6 protein-coding genes and 1 pseudogene are annotated in these 5,525 nt (G+C 35.5%); 6 read left to right on the plus strand and 1 reads right to left on the minus strand.

Translation table 11 applies throughout. The features are described from left to right. Positions 1-125 (plus strand): annotated as a pseudogene (locus ACJAT0_RS12420) (succinyl-CoA--3-ketoacid-CoA transferase); the annotation flags it as partial. 120 nt (positions 126-245) lie between these two features. Continuing rightward, positions 246-473 (plus strand): hypothetical protein, encoded by a 228-nt coding sequence (locus tag ACJAT0_RS12425; RefSeq protein WP_415181911.1) that lies wholly within the window; start codon positions 246-248, stop codon positions 471-473. 184 nt (positions 474-657) lie between these two features. Here the strand turns inward: ACJAT0_RS12425 and ACJAT0_RS12430 are convergent, their stop codons facing one another. After that, positions 658-1,701, minus strand: coding sequence for a 2Fe-2S iron-sulfur cluster-binding protein (locus ACJAT0_RS12430; protein WP_415181912.1), 1,044 nt, complete (start codon positions 1,699-1,701; stop codon positions 658-660). 92 nt (positions 1,702-1,793) lie between these two features. Between ACJAT0_RS12430 and ACJAT0_RS12435 the strand changes: the two genes are divergently transcribed. From ACJAT0_RS12435 to ACJAT0_RS12450, 4 genes are all read left to right on the plus strand, one after another. Beyond that, positions 1,794-3,278: a DUF5687 family protein gene (locus ACJAT0_RS12435; RefSeq protein WP_415181913.1), complete on the plus strand. Its 1,485-nt coding sequence runs from the start codon at positions 1,794-1,796 to the stop codon at positions 3,276-3,278. Between the two features lie 96 nt (positions 3,279-3,374). Further along, positions 3,375-4,112: an ABC transporter ATP-binding protein gene (locus tag ACJAT0_RS12440; protein WP_374002679.1), complete on the plus strand. Its 738-nt coding sequence runs from the start codon at positions 3,375-3,377 to the stop codon at positions 4,110-4,112. Further along, on the plus strand, positions 4,112-4,342 hold the full coding sequence (locus ACJAT0_RS12445) for a hypothetical protein (RefSeq protein WP_374002680.1): 231 nt from the start codon (positions 4,112-4,114) through the stop codon (positions 4,340-4,342). Before ACJAT0_RS12440 ends, ACJAT0_RS12445 begins: the two co-directional genes overlap by 1 nt. 257 nt (positions 4,343-4,599) lie before the next feature. Next, the gene (locus ACJAT0_RS12450; RefSeq protein WP_415181914.1) at positions 4,600-4,827 is read left to right on the plus strand and encodes a hypothetical protein; all 228 of its coding nucleotides are present in this window, start codon (positions 4,600-4,602) and stop codon (positions 4,825-4,827) included. Positions 4,828-5,525: the final 698 nt, after the last annotated feature.

Genomic DNA, 5,525 nt, shown 5'->3' on the forward strand with positions numbered 1-5,525 from the left:
TTGAAGTGACGGATAAGGGATTCAAACTCTTGGAACGCGCTCCAGGAGTTAGTGTAGAAGAAATTCAAAAGGCTACAGAAGGAACCTTGATTGTTGCTGGTGATATTCCTGAGATGAGTATTTAAAACCGACAACTGATTTTTGACGTTTGATTTCATCTAAAGTATAAAATTTTTGGTGATGAATCGGCTAAGTATTTGTTTTAGCGTGTCAGGTCACTTTCTTAAATTATAATCTTGTTCTTTATGTTGAGATCGAGAACAAATTTAAACCTTACCAACATTAATTATGGCAGATCCACTTTGAAAAGCGGTTCGCTTTTTCAAAGTGAAGACAGCCTAGTAAAGAGCATAGCTAGCGAGCAAAAAGGTTTTACAGTTGAAAGCGCGACAGACTCTTTTGAGTCTATAATCGTTCAGATAGTAGAACGGATTCCAGATAAATCTGGAATTAACTTTCCATTCTATTTATAATCCTATCCAGTTAAATTTTCTGGAAGGACAATGAGAAAATAACAAAGTCGGTATTTTCTGACGCTTTAGGATCAAGAAAATATTTCAATGTTTAAGTTATGATGGAAGCATACCTCAATTCAGTGCCAAGAGGTTGGTACTCATCTAAAAACACGAGACGCGGTGACCGAAGGCAATTATCAGATTAAACCTCGTCAAAGTTAATCACCACTTTAGCACTTGTCGCATAGGCTTGACACGCTAGAGAAAGTCCGCTGGCTACTTCTTTGTCGGTAAGGATGGCGTTTTTTGCCATTTGTGCGGTTCCTTCTTCTATCTGGCAAATGCAGGAGCTACAAATACCACCTTGACAACTGTAGGGCGCATCAATCTCGTTTTTAATCATCACTTCCAGTAAATTATCGCTGCGTTTTACGGTAAGTGTGTGTGTTTCGTCATCGAGAATCACGACTAATTCGGTCAAGTGACTGTCTTCCGTTATTTCAATCTCATTTTCTTTGGTAGAAAAAAGCTCAAATTTGATATTTTCTTGGGCAAGCACTTCCTTTTCTATTAGATTTTCTGTTGCCATGGCAATCATTTCTTCAGGTCCACATAAGTAGGCTTTTGAGAAAACGAGATCACCAACAACTTGTTTCAAGAAAAAGTTGAGGTTAGATTTACTCACACGACCGAATAATGCTTCATCACGTTCCTCACGAGAGAAACAATATTTAAGGAAGAAACGGTCCCCATACTGATCTTTTAAGTCGTTGAATGGCTCGTAATAAATGGTTTGCGCTACCGATTGGTTTCCATAAATCAGAGCTATTTTACTATCTGGTTCTTGTGTAAGAACATCGTTTATGATGGCGGTAATAGGCGTAATACCGCTACCAGCAGCAATCATTAGATAGTTTTGAGCAGTACCACTTGCTTTATGCACAAAAAGACCCTCTGGAGCAGCTACTTCTAATAAGTCGCCTGCGCGCAAAGTCATCGCATAGTTAGAAAAAACACCTTTTTCTACAGCTTTAATGACTACTTTTAGATGCTTTTCGTGCGGTGCGCTCGAAAGTGAATAAGCACGACGCACTTCTTTTCCCTCTATGATTGCTTGTAGGGTTAAGTACTGGCCAGCGGCAGGTGTAAAGTCTTCTTTTAGGTTTTGAGGAATTTCAAAAAGTATTTCTACCGCTTTAGAAGTAACTTTAGTAACTTGTTTTATACTAAGATGATGAAAGATCATGTTCAATTTTTAAAGCTGCAAAAATAGTAAAGGAATATCAAGCTGTAACGTTTTTATAATTTTTGTAACTAATAATTTAAATCACACCACTAATGATCAAACAATTTATCCATCTAGAATGGAAAAGCTTCGTCAGAAGCGCTGCATTCAAACAGAATCTTGCTATAAAAATATTAATAGGTTTCTTTGCTTTTTTATTTATAGTGGAATTTGCAGTTTTTGGAGGTGCTAGTTATTTCATTATAGAAGATGCTATTGAAAAAGGAACTATTATGGCGTCTGATCCTTTTGAATTAATAAATAGATTCTTGATTTATTGGTTTGCTGTAGAAATAGGGTACCGATACATGTTACAAAAAATGCCTGTGGCAAACATCAAGCCTTTGTTGTATTTGCCTTTTAAGAAAGGGAAAATAGTCAACTATGCTTTGGGTAAAACAGTTTTTTCCTTTTTCAATTTCTTACCAGCATTTTTCTTTATTCCGTTTAGTGTGGTCTTAATAGTTCAAGATTACAGTATTTCTGGGGTCATAAGCTGGCACCTTGCTATGTTGTTCATTACTCTAGCGATTAATTTTCTAAATGTATTTATGAATAATATGGATAAAGTATTTTATCCTGTTATTGCGTTAATTGCAGGTTTAGGCTTGTCACAGTATTACGGCGTTTTTGATATTACCCTATATACAGGTCCTGTGTTTATGTTTTTTTATAAAAATGTAGGAACATTTATAGCACCGCTATTTGTATTGACATGCACCGCCTATTATGCCTACCATTATTTTATAAAACAGCTTTATCTGGATGAAGGATTAAAAGCAATTTCAAAAGAAGCCACCACAGAGGATTTAAGTTTCCTAGACCGATTTGGTAAATTGTCTACCTATTTAAAGAATGATATTAAGTTGATCAAGCGTAATAAACGAGCAAAAATGACCTTTTTTATGGGGTTCTTTTTTGTGCTGTACGGTTTGTTTTTTATGAACGATTTGTACTCCAGTTGGAACGGTATCAAAGTTTTTGCAGGTCTATTTTGTACAGGTGGATTCTTATTCAGTTTTGGAGGACTTGTGCCGAGTTGGGACAGTAGTTACTACAAATTAATGATGTCGCAAAACATACCTTACCGCGAGTTTCTATTGAGTAAATGGTGGCTTATGGTGGCGGCTACTGCGGCAAGCACAGTGTTATGTACTTTTTACTTGTATTTCGGACTCGATTGGTGGTTAGGAATGCTAGCTGGTGCCTTTTATAATATTGGTTTTAACAGCTCCGTAGTTTTATGGGGTGGTGCTTTTGTAAAAACACCTATTGATTTAATGACGACTAAAAAGGCTTTTGGTGATTCCAAAGCTTTTAATGCAAAAACACTATTGTTGCTCCTTCCTAAACTGGTTTTACCAGTAGTTATTTATTATGCATTTGCACTTACAATTAATGAAAGTGCTGGATACTTTGCTATTGCAGCAACAGGAGTTTTAGGATTACTTTTCAGGAACAAAATTTTTGACATTATCGAGGATATTTATAAGAATGAGAAGTACGATACCATAGCCGCTTATTCTGAGAAAAATTAAGAGTAGATCAGATTTATTTTTATTTCGCTAGCCTTTATATCGATATGATTGGTATCCTAAAGCGAGACAAACAAAAACACTAAGAATACAACTATTATGATTTCAATAAACAACTTATCAAAACAGTACAACGGAATTAAAGTTTTGGATATAGAACATCTCGAAATTCAAAAGGGACAGGCCATAGGTCTGGTAGGAAATAATGGAGCCGGAAAAACCACCCTTTTTTCTCTTTTATTAGATCTGATAGAGCCGTCTAGTGGTCACATCATTTCAAACGATGTAAGAATAGACCAAAGCGAAGACTGGAAACCTTTTACCAGTGCTTTTATAGACGAAAGCTTTTTAATAGGGTACCTCACACCAGAAGAATATTTTTATTTTATCGGGGAATTAAGAGGACAGAATAAGGGAGATATTGATGCTCTTATCGCGAGTTATAGTGATTTTTTCAATGGTGAAGCTGTTGGACAGAAAAAGTACTTGCGAGACCTCTCTAAAGGAAATCAGAAGAAAGTAGGGATTATCGCTGCTTTAATAGGTAATCCACGAGTAGTGATCCTAGATGAGCCCTTTGCAAACTTGGATCCATCTACTCAAATCAGACTTAAGAAAATCATCAAAGAACTCGCAAAAGATCCTGAAGTGACTGTTTTAGTTTCTAGTCACGACTTAATTCACGTGACTGAGGTGGCACAAAGAGTGGTGCTTTTAGAAAAAGGCAAAGTGGTAAAAGATATTGAGAAGAGTAGTGCTACTTTTAAGGAATTAGAAGATTACTTTATAGGTATCTCTGAGAGTCACGCGCCTGTTGCTTTAAAAGAAGAAGCCTAATGCATCCTAGATTTAAAATGTTAGGTATTCATGTGATTATTTTTTTAGGAGCTTTCTTAATAGCAAAGTACATCATCATGCAGTTTGTTAAAGATCCCACTTTCTGGACGACCATTATACCCATAGCATTTGCTTGGTTGATTGCTCCCAGACCACATGCGGTACAAGTGCAGTCTGGCAAGGAATACGGTTTAAAGTCCATTTTCAGTAAGAAGGTATTTAAGATGTAACAGAAGTATACTTTTGAGATTGCTCCAAATTAAAAAATCGTTCTGTTCTATGAAGTAAAAAAACAAAAAGTATTGATGCTGTGGAGCTGCTATATAGTGATGGTTCTTTAGTGTTTTTCTTTTTCATGTTAAAATTTTCAGCCGTAGCTATTGCCATGACTGAAAATTTTGCCTTTGTTAAGAATAAAATAAATTTCAATAAATTCTAGAAAAGCTACATCCATTGAGTATACTTACCTTTATAAAAATTAATGGCTATGAGTCCTAAAATCAAAGTATTTCTTATTTACGGAGTTTGTTTTACCATTTTATTCTTAGTTTCAAGGTTCTTTGTTACGCAATTTGTAGAACAAGGGTTTTTGTCGACGTTTATTCCTTTGGGAATAGCAATGGTTGTTGCCCCTAAACCTCATATTGAAGAAACGGAACAAGGTAGAGAATACGGTTTAAAATCCATATTTTTAAAAAAACCTTTTAAGTTGTAGGTTCCTGTTATACAACTTAGAGGACTTGAAATAACCGCGTTAAAAGAGTAGAGTAATCATGTGTCCTTTTTATTAAAAAATCGCTGTTCCGTGTTGTTTGATTCCTATTCGTAATTAAAAACCACTATTTCACTATCCAGCGACCTTGACACTTGATTTCCTTTTCAATCTCTTTTAAAGCATTTTTCTTCTCTTTATTTGTATCATAAATTTTTCAGGTGTCTAGTACTCTTTTAAAACTAGTGTAGACTATAGGATAAAATTTAATAGAGTTAAAAAAAGCATCTGTATTTTGTTCCTCTTTGCCAGTTTACCCCTGATAAATAGGAGTTTCCATCTTTTATTATAGACTTTAATGGCAACGTAGTTTTTGTGACGCTATCCATAATTGCGGTAGCACGATAGCCGTAATAAGGCATTTTTTCTAGGGCACCATTTTCTTTTTACCAGGTAAATGTGCGGCGCCTACTCCGGCAAAAAGCCTTTGTGTTTTCATCACAGAATCCATCACAACGACCATGGTTTCATTGCTGTCCTACAGCATATTTTTTCTGAAGTACTCCGTTTGAACAGCTTTCCCAATGGAATCTAGTAAGGAAATATTTCGATTTCTGTATACATTTTTTCGAATGGTGTAGCGATTTTCTATTTCAAGACGTTCTTCAAGCCATTTACCGATTTCACTCTTTACAGGATTA

It is taken from the genome of Nonlabens sp., assembly GCF_047636915.1.
GTDB lineage: Bacteria > Bacteroidota > Bacteroidia > Flavobacteriales > Flavobacteriaceae > Nonlabens.